15 protein-coding genes are annotated in these 15,862 nt (G+C 72.4%); 2 read left to right on the forward strand and 13 right to left on the reverse strand.

Going from position 1 to position 15,862, the window contains the following annotated elements:
• Window positions 1-33: 33 nt before the first annotated feature.
• Window positions 34-2,928, forward strand: a complete 2,895-nt coding sequence (locus QE381_RS01665) for a UPF0182 family protein (protein ID WP_307214900.1) — start codon at window positions 34-36, stop codon at window positions 2,926-2,928.
• Between the two features lie 19 nt (window positions 2,929-2,947).
• Here QE381_RS01665 and QE381_RS01670 read toward each other — a convergent pair whose 3' ends face one another.
• Genes QE381_RS01670 through idi form a run of 7 tightly spaced genes read right to left on the reverse strand, consistent with a single transcriptional unit; the run spans window position 2,948 to window position 8,443 of the window.
• Entirely contained in the window at window positions 2,948-3,814 is an 867-nt protein-coding gene (locus QE381_RS01670) for a prenyltransferase (RefSeq protein ID WP_307214902.1), read from the reverse strand.
• On the reverse strand, window positions 3,811-4,125 hold the full coding sequence (locus QE381_RS01675; protein WP_307214904.1) for a lycopene cyclase domain-containing protein: 315 nt from the start codon (window positions 4,123-4,125) through the stop codon (window positions 3,811-3,813). The genes QE381_RS01670 and QE381_RS01675 overlap by 4 nt, the downstream gene beginning before the upstream one ends.
• Window positions 4,122-4,439 (reverse strand): lycopene cyclase domain-containing protein, encoded by a 318-nt coding sequence (locus QE381_RS01680; RefSeq protein WP_307214906.1) that lies wholly within the window; start codon window positions 4,437-4,439, stop codon window positions 4,122-4,124. The genes QE381_RS01675 and QE381_RS01680 overlap by 4 nt, the downstream gene beginning before the upstream one ends.
• Window positions 4,439-5,989: a phytoene desaturase family protein gene (gene crtI / locus QE381_RS01685; RefSeq protein WP_307214907.1), complete on the reverse strand. Its 1,551-nt coding sequence runs from the start codon at window positions 5,987-5,989 to the stop codon at window positions 4,439-4,441. Before crtI ends, QE381_RS01680 begins: the two co-directional genes overlap by 1 nt.
• Complete coding sequence (locus QE381_RS01690; protein ID WP_307214909.1) at window positions 5,986-6,846, reverse strand: squalene/phytoene synthase family protein; 861 nt, start codon at window positions 6,844-6,846, stop codon at window positions 5,986-5,988. The genes crtI and QE381_RS01690 overlap by 4 nt, the downstream gene beginning before the upstream one ends.
• Entirely contained in the window at window positions 6,843-7,901 is a 1,059-nt protein-coding gene (locus QE381_RS01695) for a polyprenyl synthetase family protein (RefSeq protein WP_307214911.1), read from the reverse strand. The genes QE381_RS01690 and QE381_RS01695 overlap by 4 nt, the downstream gene beginning before the upstream one ends.
• On the reverse strand, window positions 7,898-8,443 hold the full coding sequence (idi, locus tag QE381_RS01700) for an isopentenyl-diphosphate Delta-isomerase (protein WP_307214913.1): 546 nt from the start codon (window positions 8,441-8,443) through the stop codon (window positions 7,898-7,900). Before idi ends, QE381_RS01695 begins: the two co-directional genes overlap by 4 nt.
• Window positions 8,444-8,484: 41 nt before the next feature.
• Between idi and QE381_RS01705 the strand changes: the two genes are divergently transcribed.
• Window positions 8,485-9,012: a MarR family winged helix-turn-helix transcriptional regulator gene (locus QE381_RS01705; protein ID WP_307214914.1), complete on the forward strand. Its 528-nt coding sequence runs from the start codon at window positions 8,485-8,487 to the stop codon at window positions 9,010-9,012.
• A 46-nt stretch (window positions 9,013-9,058) separates the two neighbouring features.
• Here the strand turns inward: QE381_RS01705 and QE381_RS01710 are convergent, their stop codons facing one another.
• The 6 genes from QE381_RS01710 to QE381_RS01735 form a co-directional block, all read right to left on the reverse strand.
• Window positions 9,059-10,807 (reverse strand): ABC transporter permease subunit, encoded by a 1,749-nt coding sequence (locus QE381_RS01710; protein WP_307214916.1) that lies wholly within the window; start codon window positions 10,805-10,807, stop codon window positions 9,059-9,061.
• Entirely contained in the window at window positions 10,794-12,338 is a 1,545-nt protein-coding gene (locus QE381_RS01715) for an ABC transporter substrate-binding protein (RefSeq protein WP_307214918.1), read from the reverse strand. Before QE381_RS01715 ends, QE381_RS01710 begins: the two co-directional genes overlap by 14 nt.
• On the reverse strand, window positions 12,335-13,540 hold the full coding sequence (locus tag QE381_RS01720) for an MFS transporter (RefSeq protein ID WP_307214919.1): 1,206 nt from the start codon (window positions 13,538-13,540) through the stop codon (window positions 12,335-12,337). The genes QE381_RS01715 and QE381_RS01720 overlap by 4 nt, the downstream gene beginning before the upstream one ends.
• A complete protein-coding gene (locus QE381_RS01725) occupies window positions 13,537-14,217 on the reverse strand; it encodes an ATP-binding cassette domain-containing protein (RefSeq protein WP_307214921.1) in 681 nt (226 codons plus the stop codon). Before QE381_RS01725 ends, QE381_RS01720 begins: the two co-directional genes overlap by 4 nt.
• Window positions 14,214-14,843 (reverse strand): ATP-binding cassette domain-containing protein, encoded by a 630-nt coding sequence (locus QE381_RS01730; RefSeq protein WP_307214923.1) that lies wholly within the window; start codon window positions 14,841-14,843, stop codon window positions 14,214-14,216. Before QE381_RS01730 ends, QE381_RS01725 begins: the two co-directional genes overlap by 4 nt.
• Window positions 14,844-14,943: 100 nt before the next feature.
• Window positions 14,944-15,858: a LysR family transcriptional regulator gene (locus QE381_RS01735; RefSeq protein WP_307214924.1), complete on the reverse strand. Its 915-nt coding sequence runs from the start codon at window positions 15,856-15,858 to the stop codon at window positions 14,944-14,946.
• Between the last annotated feature and the right edge of the window lie 4 nt (window positions 15,859-15,862).

Here is a 15,862-nt window from a genome sequence, read left to right on the forward strand (position 1 = left end):
CGTTCTGTCAGAACCCGCTCCTAGGATGGACGGGTGACATCGACCACAGCGCCGTCGCCTGCTGCACCCCGACGATCCCGCCGCATCATCGCGGTCTCGCTCGCCGTGATCGCGGCGCTCGTGGCCGGCTTCTTCCTCTTCGCCAACCTCTACGCGGATTGGCTCTGGTACGACCAGCTCGGCTACACCTCCGTGCTGCTCACGCAGTGGACGGCGCGGGCCATCATGTTCGTCGTCGGTTTCCTCGGGATGGCGCTCCCGCTCTGGCTGACGATCCAGCTCGCGTACCGGCTGCGGCCGGTGTACGTGCGTCTCAGCTCCCAGCTCGATCGCTATCAGGAGGTCGTCGAGCCCCTGCGCCGGCTGGCGATGTGGGGGATCCCGATCTTCTTCGGCTTCTTCGCGGGCTTCGCGGCGTCGGCACAGTGGCAGACGGCGGCGCTGTGGATCAACGGCGTCCCCACCTCGACCACCGACCCGCAGTTCGGCCTCGACACGGGCTTCTACCTGTTCGGCGTCCCGTTCTACGCGGGCCTGCTCGGCTTCGCGTCGGCGACGGTGCTGATCTCCCTGCTGGTCACGGCCTTCGTCTCCTACCTCTACGGGTCCGTGCGTGTCGGCCAGCGGGAGCTCCGGATCTCCAAGTCCGCTCGCATCCAGCTGGCCGTCATCGCGGGCGTCTACCTGCTGCTGCAGGCGGCGAGCCTCTGGCTCGACCGGTACCGCACGCTGACGGAGGCGGGCGACCGGATCACGGGTCCGGCGTACACCGGCGTGAACGCGACGATTCCGGGCCTCACGATCCTCTCGATCGTCGCGGCCCTCGTGGCCGTGCTCTTCTTCGTGACCGCGGTCATCGGCCGGTGGCGGTATCCGCTGATCGCGACCGCGCTGCTGGTCGTGACGTCGATCGTCGTCGGCCTCGTCTACCCGTGGGTCGTGAACACCGTCCAGGTCAAGCCGAACCAGCTCGCGCTCGAGTCGCAGTACTACCAGCGGAACCTCGACGCGACCAAGACCGCGTTCGGCATCGACGACATGTCGACCACGCCCTACGACGCGACGACGACGGCCGAGGCGGGCCAGCTGCGCTCGGATGCCGACACGACGGCGTCGATCCGCATCATGGACCCGGCGATCATCAACCCGACCGTCGCACAGCTGCAGCAGTACCGCTCGTACTACCAGTTCGCCAACCCGCTCGACGTCGACCGCTACAAGATCGACGGCCAGATCCAGGACACGATCGTCTCGGTGCGCGACCTGAACACCCAGGCGCTCGGCGCCAACCCCACCTGGCAGAACTCGACCCTCGTCTACACCCACGGCTACGGCATGGTGGTCGCGAAGGGCAACGAGCGCACGAGCGACGGAGACCCCGTGTTCGTGGAGAGCGGGATCCCGGCATCCGGCTTCCTCTCGGCGAGCGACTTCCAGCCGCGGATCTACTTCGGCGAGTCGTCGCCGAAGTACTCGATCGTCGGAGGCCCGAGCGACCGCGCGCCGATCGAGCTGGACTACCCCTCCGGCACAGACGGCTCCGGTGAGACCAAGACGACCTTCACCGGCAACGGCGGCCCCAGCGTGGGCAACTGGTTCAACCGCCTGATCTACGCGCTCAAGTTCCAGTCGGAGCAGATCCTCTTCTCGGACTACCTCAACCAGGACTCGCAGATCCTCTACGACCGGAACCCCGTCGATCGTGTGCAGAAGGTGGCGCCCTACCTGACCCTCGACTCCGACCCGTACCCGAGCGTGGTGGACGGTCGCATCAAGTGGATCATCGACGGCTACACCACCACGAACGCCTACCCGTACTCGACGGCGACGAGCATGTCGCAGGCGATCGAGGACGCGAACAACGAGAACCCGAAGATCGCGCTCGACAACATCAACTACATCCGCAACTCCGTCAAGGCGACGGTGGACGCGTACGACGGGAGCGTCACGCTGTACGCGTGGGACGACCAGGACCCCCTGCTGCAGGCCTGGCAGAAGGTGTTCCCGACCACCATCAAGCCGATCTCGGACATGTCAGCCGATCTGATGAGCCACGTGCGCTACCCGACCGACCTGTTCAAGGTGCAGCGCGCCATGCTCGGCGTCTACCACGTCGCGGACGCGCAGTCGTTCTTCCAGCAGGACAACGTGTGGGCCACACCCGCCGATCCGCAGAACTCCCAGGTCAACCAGCCGCCGTACTACCTGACGATGCGGATGCCGGGTCAGACCGATCCGACGTACTCGATGTTCACGAGCTTCATCCCGAGGTCCTCGGGGACCGATTCGCGCAACGTGCTCATGGGATATCTCTCCGTGGACTCCGATGCGGGTGAGACGGCCGGGACGAAGAGTCCCGACTACGGGAAGCTCAGACTGCTCGAGATCACGGCGGACACGACCATCCCCGGCCCGGGTCAGGTGCAGAACACGTTCAACTCCGATCCGTCGATCTCGGCGCAGATCAACATCCTGAAACAGGGGCAGTCGGAGGTGAAGAACGGCAACCTGCTGACGCTGCCGGTGGGCGGCGGCTTCCTCTACGTGCAGCCGGTCTTCGTCCAGGCCTCCAGCGGCACGCAGCTGCCTCAGCTGCAGAAGGTGCTCGTCGCCTTCGGCACGCAGGTGGCCTTCGAGAACACGCTCAACGATGCCCTGAACACGCTGTTCGGCGGCAACTCGGGCGCGAACGCGGGCGATCAGCAGGTGGTGCCGGACACGGGCGGCAGCGGCGCGTCCGGCGGGACGGGCGGTGGCACCTCGGCGCCGAGCACCGAGATGGAGGCCGCTCTGCAGGCGGCCAAGCAAGCCATGATGGACCGTCAGGCTGCGCTCCAGGCGGGCGATTGGACCGCCTACGGAGCGGCGGACAAGCGGCTCACGGACGCCGTGAACCAGCTGCTCACGCTCGAGTCCAGCGGTCGCTGACCGGGAGCGGCCCTGCGGCTCAGGCGGTGAGCAACGCCCACCAGATGAGCAGCAGGGTCGCCCCGAAACCCGCGATCTGATTGATCCAGAGGAACCGCCGCCACCCGGCGGTCGCCGTCGCCGACGTCTCATCGGTCACGTCGCGGTACGGCCACGCCATCGCGATGTACGGCACCGCCAACAGCGCGCCCAGGGGCCCCGGCCAGGCGCTGCCGAGCATCGCGACACCCGCGAGCGCGTACAGGGCGAGCGCGAAGCGCACGGTCCCGCGCGCGCCGCGTTCGGTGGCGATGGAGCGGATGTCGGCCTCGCGATCGGCCACGACGTCCTGCACGGCGCCGAAGGCATGGGAGGCGACGCCCCACAGCGCGAAGGCCACGACCACGGCCGCGAGCTGCCAGGTCCAGACCGCGCCCGCGAGCGCGAGACCGTAGACGGCGGGAGAGAAGAAGTGGATGCTGCTGGTCACCGAGTCCGCGAACGGGACCTCCTTCAGCCGGAGGGGAGGCGCGGAGTAGAAGACGACGAAGAACATGCTGAGCAGGAGGACGCCCCACGACGGCGGGCTGCCGACCGCGACGAGGAACACGAGGAACGGCAGGCACGACAGCGCGGCCGTCCACAGGGTGATCCGGTGCAGACGCCGGTCCAGCACGGCACCGTGAGCTCCCCCCTTGCGCGGGTTGCGCAGGTCGGACTCGTAGTCGAAGACGTCGTTGATCCCGTACATCGCGAGGTTGTACGGCACGAGGAAGAAGACCGCGCCGACGATCAGGGTCGCATCGATCTGGCGCGTCGTGAGCAGGTAGGCCGCGGTGAACGGGAACGCGGTGTTGATCCAGCTGACCGGGCGCGAGGACAACAGGATCGTGCGAAGCGTCGTCATCGGCGGGCCTCCGTGCCCGAGCGTCCGAGGAGACACGAGAGGGCGGGGACGCCGAAGGCCGCGCAGAGCGGATAGGAGAAGTCCTCGAGCGGGGCGAGCCCGATCCGAAGCCCGCTGAGGTGCTCCGGAGGGTAGCCGAAAAGGCCCACGCCGATCATGACGTTGTCGAACACGGCGGTGAGCAGGAGGAGGACGACCGCGGTGAGGGCGCTCGCCCGCATCCGGCCGGAGAAGCCCGGGCGTCGTGCCGAGAGCGCCGTCACGACCGCGGTCGCGGCCAGGAAGGGGAGCACGATCAGCGGGTACGTCATGCGCGTCGGCGTCCCGTTCGCAGAGCCGCCGCGTGCACGACGAGAGCGAGGTAGCAGAGGAACGCCAGGAACACGGGCTCCTCCACGGGCAGGTGCGGCGCGAGATCCCATCCGAGCAGCAGCGGGCTGTCCCCCTTGACGAACACTCCCGCCGCTATGCCGACGGCATCCCAGAGCAGGAAGAAGGCCGTCCCGATCGCGATGGCCGCCACCGATCGGCCCGGCGAGGCCCGAAGCGCGAGCCGGAAGCGGAGATCGAGGGCGAGGACGCCGGCGGCGGACAGGAGGATCGCGAGGAGGTAGAGGCCGGACATCAATGGCCCTCCGGCTCGGGGACGGGCCCGGCGGAGCGATCGCCACGGAGGCGCTTGAGGACCAGCTCGGCGGAGATGAGGCACATCGGCAGGCCGATCCCCGGCAGCGCCGACGTGCCGGCGTAGTACAGCCCGGGGACCGCGCGAGACGCGTTCCCGGGCCGGAAGAGCGCGCTCTGGCGCAGGGTGTGCGCGAGCCCCAGCGAGTTGCCGCGCCACGAGTTGAGATCCCGGGCGAAGTCCTCCGGCGAGATCGTGCGGCGCACGACGATGCGTTCGGCCAGATCGGGGATGTCGCACCACGTCGCGATCTGGGCGATGACGGCGTCCGCGGCGCGCTCGATCCGCGGGTCGCCGTCGTGGTCGGTGCCCCCGCGTCCGGACCGAGGATCGGCGGGGACGGGGACCAGGACGAAGAGGTTCTCGTGGTCCGGTGGGGCGACGCTCCGATCCGTCGCGCTCGGACGGCACACGTACGCGGACGCCGGTGCGGGGATGTGCGGCGCGGCACCGAAGATCGCGTCGAAGTTGGCGTCCCAGTCCGAGGTGAACAGAAGGGTGTGATGCGCGAGCTCGGGCAGCGCGCCTCGCACTCCCAGGAGCAGGAGCAGAGCGCCCGGACTCGGCGTGCGACGCCGCCACCAGCGATCGGAACGATCCCGCGGTCCCTCGCGCAGCAGCACCGTCTCGGTGTGGTGGAGGTCCGCGGTCGAGACGACGATGTCGGCGTCGTGCCGCACCCCGTCGGTGGTGCGGATGCCGCTGGCTCGGCGTCCGGTGCGCACGATCTCGGTCACCGGTGTGCCCGTCGTGATGCGGACCCCGTGCGCGCGCGCCAGCCGCTCGACGGCCGCGATGAGCGCGGCGAAACCGCCCTGCGGGTACAGCACCCCGTCCGCGAGGTCGAGGTGGCTCATGAGGTGGTACAGCGCGGGCACGCGACGGGGCTCTCCGCCGAGGAAGACGGCGGGGTAGCCGAGGATCTGCCGCAGGCGCCGGTCGGTGAACCGGCTCCGGACGTGGTCGTGCAGCGACGTGCCGAGCAGCGCCGTCAGGCGTCCGGCGCGACGGAGGATCGCCGACGACGCGAGATTCCGCCGGCTCTCGTAGGTGTCGTAGAGGAATCTGCTGACCGCGAGATCGTACGCCTCGGCGGCGGAGTCGAGGTAGCCCGCGAGTCGCGCGCCGGCACCCGGCTCGAGGGACTCGAAGAGCGCGACCGCGTTCTCTCGACCCGAGACGACGTCGACGGGATCGGGGTACGCGGAGCCGGGATCGGAGTAGACCCGATACGCCGGGGTCAGCGGGACGAGGTCGAGCTCGCGCTCCGCCGTCGTGCCGAGCAGACGGAAGAAGTGGTCGAACACCTCCGGCATGAGGTACCAGCTGGGGCCCGTGTCGAAGCGGAAGCCATCGCGTTCCCAGCTGCCGGCTCGACCGCCGAGCTCCGCCCGCGCCTCGAACAGCTGGACGTCGTGGCCGTCGGCGGCGAGGAGAGAGGCCGTGGCGAGGCCGGCGATGCCGCCGCCGATGACTATCACGCGGCTCACCTCGACCCTCCCGACGGTCCGGCGCCGAGCCACGCCCGGGTGGCCAGAACGGCCTTGCGGGAGGCGGGCACGCGGACGCGCTCCGTCCCCTCGCCCATCCGCAGGCGCCGGGCGAGCTCGGCGAAGAGGTCGTGCGCCGCGGTGACGGCCCGTCGGCAGTCCGGCGGCAGCTCGCCGATCGTCGCGGCGGCGCAGGCGAGGTCGTCGTCGACACGGTCGAGGAGGGCCGCCCGGTCGCCCTCCTCGGCGATGCCGAGGTAGTCGCGCCCCAGGCGACGTTCGTCATCCGCCCGGTCGCGGAGGAAGTTCACGTCCTGGAACGCGCGGCCCAGTCGTCGGGCGCCGCTGACGAGATGCTCGGCGGGCCGCGCCGGTCGTGACGTCCCGGCGTTCACGAAGACGGCCAGGCACATGAGCCCGACGACCTCGGCCGAGCCGTAGACGTAGGCGTCATGCGACGCGGCGTCGTGCGTCGTGGTCGTGATGTCGGTCCGCATGGCGGAGAAGAACGGCTCCGTCAGATCGGGGCCGATTCCGCACTCGCGCGCCGTGCGTGCGAAGGCGTGCACGACGAGGTTCGCGCTGAAGCCGCGAGCCACCGCATCCGTCGTCTCCTGCTCGAGGGCGTCGAGCAGCGCCCGGCGTTCCGCCGGTCCTACGCCCGCCTCGCCCGCCGGGCCGTCGACGATCTCGTCGGCGACCCGGACGAGGGCGTAGACGTGACGGATGTGCGGACGCGCGCGCTCGCCCAGGAGGCGCGTCGCGAGCGAGAACGAGGTCGAGTACGCCGCGATCACGCGGGCGGCCGCCTCCGACGCCGCGCGGTCGTAGAGGGCGAGCCCGGTCGCGACGGTCACAGCGCACGCTCGCGGATTCCGGCGCCGATGCGATCGATGAGCACGCGCGCCGTGGGAGGAAGTGCCGAGCCCTCGGTCTCCGCCGCGGCGATCGCGTCGTCGATGAGCTCTCGCACCCGGCCACGTGCGCCCGACCGGTCGAGCACGCGCTGTGCGTGGCGGACGGCCACGGGGCCGGTGCGGGCCAGGGCGAGGGCGCCCGTCACGAGCTCGGGCTCCTGCCCCTCCTGCGCGAGCGCGACGAGCGGTGTGCGCTTGCCCTCTCGCAGGTCCGCTCCGGCGGCCCGGCCCGCGTCGGCCTCGGAGCCGAACGCGCCGACGAGGTCGTCCGCGAGCTGGAAGGCGAGTCCCAGATGCGCGGCCGCCTCGCGGAGCGCCGCGACCTCTGTCTCCTCCGCGTCGCCGAGGACCGCGCCGGCGCACAGCGGCACGACGAACGAGTAGACGGCCGTCTTGTCGTGCGCCGCGCGCAGCAGCCGCTCCGGCTCCGGCATCGCGGCGGCGAGGGCGTGCTCGATATCGGCGAGCTCTCCCGCGGCCGAGACGTGGACGGCGTCGTCGAAGAGGTCGAGCACGAGCCGGCGCGCCGGGGCCTCGAGATCGGCGAGGGCGACCGTGCGCTCGGCCTCGTGGAGGAGCAGGTCGCCGGCGAGGACCGCTGCGGCGACCCCCAGCTCGCTCCGCGCGTCCGCGGGCATGCCGAGGCTGCGGCCTCGGGCCTCGAACTCGCCAGCCACGTTGGGTGCGCCGCGGCGCACCGTGTCGTGGTCGAGGACATCGTCGTGCACGACGAAGGCCGCGTGGAGCAGCTCGACGGCGGCGGCGACATCCGTCATGGCCCGGTGACGTGCGGGCGAGCCGCCCCAGGCGGCGAAGGCCGCGGCCACGAGCTCGGGCCGGAACCGTTTGCCGCCGCGCGCGGCGCGGGCCGTCGCCGCGGCGAGCTCGGCGGCGGCGGGGGAGTGCGCCGCGCCGCGGGCGACGATGCGGCCGAGAGCCGCGTCGATACGACCATCGAGCACCTCGCGCGCCGCGGTGTCGACGAGGTTCCTCATGGCCGTACCGCCGGTGCCGGCCGGTACAACGGGAGCTCGGCGGCCTGCAGGACGAACCACGGGCTGAAGGCCCACGGGGTCGCGGCGACCGAGAGTGCGAGGTCGCGCGGATCGGCCCAGCGGAGCTCGGCGACCTCGGCGGGGTCCGGCTCGGGCTCCGTGTCCACGCGGGCGAAGAAGACGGGGCAGATCTCGTTCTCGACGATGCCGCTGGCGTCGCGGGCGCGATAGCGGAAGTCCTCCAGCGCGAGGGTGAGCGAATCGAGACGCAGTCCGAGCTCCCTCACGGCGTGGCGCGCCACGGCGTCCGGCAGGCTCTCGCCGGGACGTGGATGGCCGCAGAACGAGTTGGTCCACACGCCGGGCCACGTCGCCTTCTGCAGGGACCTGCGCGTCACGAGCACGCGTCCGTCGGCCCGCTGCACGTGACAGGAGAAGGCGAGGTGCAGGGGCGTCTCGCCGCTGTGCACGCTGCTCTTCGCGGCCACACCGATCTGTCGTGCGTGCTCGTCCAGCAACACGACCTCGTCGATATCCGGCATACATCCTCCCGCGATCTTCTCTTGCTAGATAAGCTAGCAAGGTGAGCGAGCATACGGCAGCGGGGGTGAGTGTCGTCGGAGGAAGTGGTAGTGCATCCGCGGACGGCCTCCCCGAGCGCACGGAGACGACGCCCGAGGTGATGACGGTGCTCATCGCGGTGCGCGCCTTCAGCGACGCCATGGAGCGCATGCACAGCGGCATGAAGGGCGACATGGACATGAACGCCACGGATGTCGCGGCGTTGCGGATGATGATCATCCGCGAGCAGCGCGGCGAGGCCGTGAGCCCGCACGACATCGCCCGGCACCTGCGGATCTCCACCGCGTCCACGACGAAGCTCGTCGACCGGCTCGACGCCGCCGGGCATGTGGTCCGCACCCCTCACCCGAGCGACCGGCGCGCGCGCGTGCTGAAGCTCACGGATGAGGCCCGTCGCATGTTCGTGCGCCACTTCTCGGCGAGCGTGTCGGCCATGCGCGATGTGGCGGTGCGCTACTCGCCGGCCGAGCTCCGGGTGATCGCGGACTTCCTGGTGCAGACGGCGGTCGCGATCGACCCGGAGAACTGAGCGGCGAACGCGACGCGGCCCCGTCGAGGTCATCGCGTCGCCGGTCTCATCCGGCCGGCCGAGCGGGTGCCGTCCTCCGGCGACGGCTCCCGAGACCGGCGCCGGCGGATGCGACCGCGATGATCGAGACGAGGATCAGCGCGGAGCCGGGCGCGACCGTGGTCCACGGGGCGCGTTCGACGTAGTCGATGCCCTCTGCGAGGAGCAGGCCCCACTCGGGTGTCGGCGGCTGTGCGCCGAGCCCGAGGAAGCCCAGCGAGGCAAGAGCGAGGGCGATACCCGGCAGTCGCAGCACGGCGTGTCGGACCAGCGGGGGAAGCACCGTCGGGACGATGTGACGGAACGTCGTCACCAGGCGCGGGGTGCCGACCACCGGCAGCCACCTCACGTACGGCATGGCGCGCGCCTCGGCGAGGAGGCTCCGTGCATGTGCGGCGAGCGGTGGCCAGCTCACCCAGAGAACGGCCAGGGCGGCGCCGCCCGCAGTCGGACCCGCGAGGGCGGCCACGATCACGCCGGCGAGGATCGGCGGCGTGGCGTTGGCGACCTCCACGGGTCCCGCGCTGCCCGCTCCGCCGAACGCGACGACCAGGCCGAGGACGATGCTCGCGACCACGATGAGCAGGGCGGGTCCGAGGGTGCCCGTCACGCCGTGGGCGACGCGGGCCAGCAGATCACGTCCGGACGCGTCGGCCCCGAAGGGCAGTGCCCACGACGGCGGCGCGAGGCGTGGATGGGCGCTCGCGTAGGGGTCACGGACGATTCCCGCCGCCACGATGACGAGCAGCAGGCCCGCGGCCGTGATGAGCGTCGCCCTCGTCGCCCTGTCCGTGGGCCGATGCTCGGGCGGCGGCGCGATCGCGCCCTCCGGCAGGGGGCCTCCCCACAGCAGAAGCCGGGCACCGCCTGCGACCGCTCCCGCGGCGATCGCGGCGGCCGCGATCAGAAGCACACCGGCCTGCAGGGCGGGGAGGTCCTGGGCGTTCGCCGCGCCGAGCAGGTAGCGTCCGAGTCCGGGGATGGCGAAGACCTGTTCCACGGCGACCGCACCGCCGAGCACCCCGATCAGGACCAGGGCGACCTGGTCGACGACGGCGGCGCCGGCGCGCCGCAGGACACCGCGCAGGACGACGCCGCGCGGCGCTCCGCCGGCGCGCCAGATCACCGCCCATCGCTCGTTGCCCGCCCCGGCGATGGCATCCACCACGAGGCGTCCCATGAGCCCGCCGCCGGGGATTCCGAGCGCCAGCGCAGGAAGCAGGACGTGCTCGAGCCCCTGCCAGCCGAAGGGCGGGAACAGGCGCAGCTGGACCGCCAGGACGATGAGCAGTCCGCTGGCGAGCAGGAACTCCGGCATCGCCGTGAGTGCGACGCCGACCGGGCCCGCGCCGCGGATGGGGCGATCACGCCACACCCGTACGCAGGCGGGGGCGACCAGCCCGACGGCGATGACGGCCGCCACGCCGATCGCGAAGCCCGCGAGCGTGAGGGAGACGCCGAACGCGGCCCACGCGCCGGGAGCCACCGGAGCTCCGCTCACCCACGACGCTCCGAGATCGCCGCTGAGGACTCCGGACCACCATCGCACGCTGGTCGCGATCGGGCCGCCGTCGAGGCCGAGCTCGGTGCGGATCGACGCGAGCGCGTCCGGCGTCGGCTCCAGCTCGGCGTAGCGCGCGCGGAGGATCGACGCCGCGGGGTCGCGCTGCGACAGCCAGGGCAGCGCCCCGGCGACGATCAGCAGCGCCACCCCGGCGGCGAGCCGCGATGCGAGGGCTGCCCTAGCGCTTCGCATCGTCCGTTGTCGCCTCCACCCAGGTGTCCACGGTCACGAGCGTGCGCTCACGCGGGTCGCGGGCCACCTCGTGCACGCGCCGGGACTCCCCTTGGACGACCCGCTCGTGCAGCATCGGCACGGCGGCGTCGGTCGCGAGGATGCGGGCCTCGGCCGCCAGGATGGCTCGCTGGCGTTCCTGCCCGGCAGCGGTCTGCGAGGCCGCGGTGATCGCCGTGTCGACCGCGGGATCGCACAGCTGCGCGATCGAGAAGCCGCCTTGGCAGCCGAAGTCGGCCGCGAAGTAGGCCACCGGGTCGCCGGAGTCGAGCACGGTCGCACGGGAGAGGATGAACGCGTCGAACCTCCCCGCGAGGGCGTCGGCCTCGATGAACTGGTACTCCCGCACGTCCTGTGTGACGACGAAGCCCGCCTTCTCGAGCTGCTGCTGCACGAGGACGGCGACTTCCGGGAGCTCGGCGCGGTCCGTGAACGTTCCGAGCGTGATCGCGACCTTGTCGACCTGCGCAGGCAGGGCCCGAGCCTCGAGGAGGGCCTCGTACTCCGCCGAGCCGCGGGCCTCGGTCGTCCACGGCAGCGCCGGCCCCAGGAGGCCCTTGGCCTCGTCCGCACGTCCTTCGTAGACCGAGGAGATGATCGCGGCGCGGTCGATGGCGGCCCGCGCCGCGGCACGCACACCCGGGTCGGCGAACGGTCCGGATGCGGTGTTCAGGTACAGCGTGTTCGTCCGCGGCATCGGCACCTCGTGCGCGAGCTGCGGGTCGATCGTGGCGACCTGACCGGCCGGCACGGCTTCGACGATGTCGGCGGCACCGGTGCGCAGGGCGGCCGTGCGTGCCGTGCCGTCGGGGACGAAGGAGACGTCGATGCCGGCGGCCTTCGCGGTGCCGCCCCAGTAGTCGTCGTACCGGTCCAGCGTGGCGCCCGAGATGCCGTTCACGGCGACCAGACGGAACGGCCCGGTGCCCGTGCCGACGGGCGAGACGATGTCCCCGTCGTACGCGGCGGGCGCGAGGATCGACAGCTGCGGGCTGGACAGCCGCTGGGGGAGCAGCGGGTCCACGGACGCGGTCGTGACGACGACGGCATCGCCGTCGGCCCGAGCCTGGAGCCCGACACCTTTCAGGATGCGGGGGACGGGGCTCGCCTGTGCGGCCTGCTGCAACGCGTTCACGACGGCGTCGGCCGTGAGCGTCGTCCCGTCGTGGAAGGTCACGCCGGGACGGATCGCGAATCTCCAGCTCGTGTCGTCGATCCGGGTCCACGACGTCGCGAGCGAGGGCTGTGCCGTCGCGTCGTCGTCGAGGGTCACGAGGGTCTCGGCGGTGCTCCAGCGCGACAGCTTGAACGCGTCGTCGCTGAGGGGGGAGAGCCCCGACCGGGGCGGCTGGAGCATCGCCACCGAGATCCGCTCGGCGGTCGCAGCGGCAGAGCCGGTCGCTCCGCCGGCGAAGCATCCGGTGAGGGCGGTCAGCGCACCGGCGGTCACGAGGATCGCGGTGATCCTCGTCGCGAGCCTGGGATCTCTCATGGGTTCGTCCTTTCAGGGGTGAGGCGGGAGAGCGGTCGTATGGCCGCGAGTGCGCAGGCGAGCCCGGCCAGCGGCACGACGGCGGCCAAGACCCAGGCCGCGGTGAGGCCGGCGCTGCCGGCGACGACACCGCAGAGCCCGGAGGCGGCGAGAGCCAGGAGCCCGCCCGTCGTCGCGAACGCGCCCAGGCGCGTCGCCCGCCGGAGCGGAGCGCCCGCGGCGGCGATCAGGGACTGGGCGGCGGGCGCGGCGAGCAGGAGCGAGACGGCGATGCCGAGCGTGCTCACCGCCGTCGCGGCGGCGAACGCGAGTGTCGACTCCGCCTCGGCGGACACGGCGCCCGAGACGGCGGCGACGAGCGCGGCGGCGACGCCGGCCGCGACGGCCCGAGGCCGCCCCAGGCGGGCACGGAGCCGGGCGAGCGGCCAGTGGAGGGCGAGGACCGCGGAGGACAGCACGATCGAGACCGCACCGACGAGGCCGCCGTCGAGGGCCCGCGCGGACAGGCCGAGCGGCACGAGCGAGAAGAGCTGCGTGTAGCTCGGCAGGAGCGTGGCGGCGCCCGCGGCGAGGAGCAGCACCGCCCCGGGCCGCGGGATGGCGTTCCGCGTCGAGGTCTCGCCGTCTGCGGGGGACGCCGCACGCCTCGGAAGCATCCGTGCGAGCACGAGCATGGCGGCGAGGAACAGGGCGGAGGCCACGAGGGTCACCGGCAGCGCAGCGCCGGGCATGAGCGCCGTGCCGATCGCGGCGCCGAGGATCCCGCCCGCCTCGCCCGCCCACTGCAGGGCGCCGAACGGCGAGCGTGCGCCGTTCCCGCGGGACGCGTCGGCGTCCGCGGCGGCGGCGTACGCATCCACGGCTGGGGAGAAGAGCGCACCCGCGATGCCGATCAGCACGACGCCGACGACGAAGGGCAGGGGCGACGCGGACGTCGCCAGCACGCCGAACCCGGCGGCGCGCACGCCGCAGCCGAGCATGAGCAGCAGTCGCGCACCGAAGCGGTCGCAGAGGGCGCCTCCGACGAGGAACAGTCCCTGCTGAACCGCTACTCGTGTGCCCACGATCGCGCCGATGACCTCCGGTCCGAGTGCGAAGCGACTCTCGGCGAGGACGGCGATGAAGGGCACGACGCTCGAGAATCCGAGCATGAAGGCGGCCTGCGCGGCGAGCAGGACGCGCAGGCGGGGACTGTGGCTCACGCGGGATCGACCGCCTTCACGATCTCGATCCGCGCGTCGCATCGCGCCGCGAGATCCGGGTCGTGCGTCACGATCAGGAGAGCCGTCCGTCGGGCGGGCGCGAGCGCGAGGAGCGAGGCGGCCACGTCCGCGGTGGTCTCGGCATCCAGCGCGCTCGTGGGCTCGTCGGCGACGATCACGGCGGGGCCGAGGGCGACGGCGCGTGCGATCGCCGCGCGCTGCGCCTGGCCGCCGCTCAGCTCGCCCGGGCGACGGCCCAGGAGTGCCGCGTCGAGGCGGGCGAGGCGGGCCGCGTCGCCCGTCCGTGCGCGCGCGTCGGAGGCGGTCGTGCGGCAGAGCCGGCGCACGGCGTCGGAGATCTGCGTGCCCACCGGGACGCGGGGGACGAACGACGCGGCGGCATCCTGGGGCACGCCCTGCACGAGGCGTCGGTGCGCACGCCGCGGGCCGTGCCGGGGGTCGGTCCAGAGATGACCGAGCACGCGCACGACGCCCGTTGCCGGGCGACGCAGACCGAGGACGATCTCGGCGAGCGTCGACTTCCCCGCGCCCGAGCGGCCCACGACGGCGAGCGTGGCGCCCGCCGCGAGCTCGAGGTGCGTCGTGGCGAGCGCGAGGGAGCGGCGACGCCCGTGAGCGTGCGAGAACGAGACGTCACGGACCTCGAGCGCGGTCATGCCTGGCCCCCGTCGTGGACCTGCCCGTGGGACACGTCGAGGCGATGCGCGCCGAGCACCGCGGCGACCGCGGCGTCGTGCGTGGCGACGACGAGGGCCGTGCCCGGGTCCAGAGAGCGGGAGAGGACGTCGACGACCTCGTCGCGCGTGGCCGGGTCGAGCGCGCTCGTGGGCTCGTCGGCGATGACGACGGGTGCGCGGGTGAGCGCAGCGCGCGCGATGGCGGCCCGCTGCGCCTGCCCGCCGGAGAGCTCAGCGGGGCGACGTGGGCCGAACGTCGAGGGCGCCAGGCCCACCCGCCCGAGCATGTCATCGACCTCGGCGCGAGAGGCGCCCGTGGCGGCGCGCAGTTGCGAACGCAGCGACAGGAGCGGGTGCAGAGCCTCGATGCCACGTTGCGGGACGATGCCGATCCGGTCGAGCCCCGGCGCGACGTGCCGTTCGCCGGTGAGGACGAGGGATGGCGCGAGTCGCCCCGCCAGGACGTTCAGCAACAGGCTCTTGCCCGCCCCCGACGGTCCTCTGACGACGACGCGGTCACCTGCTCGGAGCGCGAGCGAGCGGACCGTGAGCAGGGGGTCCGGGTTTCCGGGGGCGTGCACCTGCACGCCGACGAGAGTGAGCACGCTGCCTCCATCGCGGTGGTCGGGCCATCGCGGATGCAGCCCTGGTAATGAGAACCATTATCGCTATCGGATGAGCGGAGACGAAATCGACCGGGGTGGCTCAGGTGTAGCGCAGCGTGCTGGCGGCGTCCGCGAGTGCGCTCCGGACCGCGACCAGCGCGGGGTGCGTGCCCCGCGACGCACGCGCGGCCGTGAAGATCGTGCGGTGCGGGTCATCGGGGAGGGGGAGGAGGCGAAGTCGCGTGGGCGCACTGATGTGAACGAGCCCCGGGAGCAGCGCCACCGCGTTCCCGGACTCGACGACGCGCAGATGCGCCTGCAGGTCGGCGGTCTCGACGCGGATGTCGGGCTCGAACCCGGCTCGCCGACAGGCCTGTTCCGCCCAGTGACGGGTCGCGGTGCCGGGCGGCTCCATGACCCACGGCACGCCGGCCGCGTCGGCGAGCTCCTCGATGCGGTCGAAGCGCCGGTCGCCGGTGCCGCGAGGCGGAAGCCCGAGCGTGATCGGGTCGTGCGTGAGCGTCTCGCGGTCCAGTCCCGGGAAGTGCTCGGTCGAGTGCCCGGGATACTGTTCGGCCACGACGAGGTCGAACCCGCGGGCCCATGTCTCGCGCAGCGCTGCGCCCGGCTCGTACTGCACGACCTCGACCCGCAGTGCCGGGTAGCGGTCGCTGAGGTGCCGCAGGGCTGTCGGGATGATCGCGAGCATGGCGGTCTGGAACGCGGCCACGCGCACGGTCCCCGTGACCTCGGCGCGCACGCGGTGCAGCGCGGCCTCGGCGCGCTCGAGGCCCGCGAGCAGGTCGTCGGTCTCCGCAACCAGAGCGGCGCCGGCGGCCGTCAGCTCGAGCGTGCGGCCCGTGCGACGCAGGAGCGGGACGCCTGCCTCGCGCTCGAGCAGCCCCAGCTGCTGGGACACGGCCGAGGGGCTGTAGCTGAGCGCATCCGCGACCGCTGCGATCGTGCCCCGCGCGTGGAACTCCCAGAGCAGCCGCAGCCGCTTCATCTCGAGCACGAGC

Source organism: Microbacterium sp. SORGH_AS_0888 (genome assembly GCF_030818905.1).
Classification (GTDB): Bacteria; Actinomycetota; Actinomycetes; order Actinomycetales; family Microbacteriaceae; genus Microbacterium.